Source organism: Mesorhizobium sp. M3A.F.Ca.ET.175.01.1.1, from assembly GCF_004791945.1.
Taxonomy (GTDB): domain Bacteria; phylum Pseudomonadota; class Alphaproteobacteria; order Rhizobiales; family Rhizobiaceae; genus Mesorhizobium.
Genome location: NZ_SRTP01000392.1, coordinates 1 through 287, shown reverse-complemented (window position 1 = coordinate 287; position 287 = coordinate 1). Strand labels below are relative to the sequence as shown.

The following is a 287-nucleotide window of genomic DNA, read 5'->3' as shown; positions in this document are numbered from 1 at the left end:
CGGCAGCAGACACCCGAAGCGCTACCTCGATGTGCAGGAAATCCTGACGCATGGCATCGACGTCTATACCACGCTCAACATCCAGCATGTCGAAAGCCTGAACGATGTCGTGGCGCAGATCACCCGCGTCCGGGTGCGCGAGACCGTTCCCGATTCCATCATCGACGAGGCCGACGATATCGAGGTCATCGACCTCACCCCCAACGACCTGATCCAGCGGCTGCATGAAGGCAAGGTCTACTTCCCTCAAACCGCCCAGCGCGCCATCGAGAACTATTTCTCGCCGG

1 pseudogene is annotated in these 287 nt (G+C 59.9%); it reads left to right on the top strand.

The annotated features are described in order from the left end of the window. Positions 1–287: pseudogene (locus EN818_RS32120) on the top strand (two-component sensor histidine kinase); the annotation flags it as partial.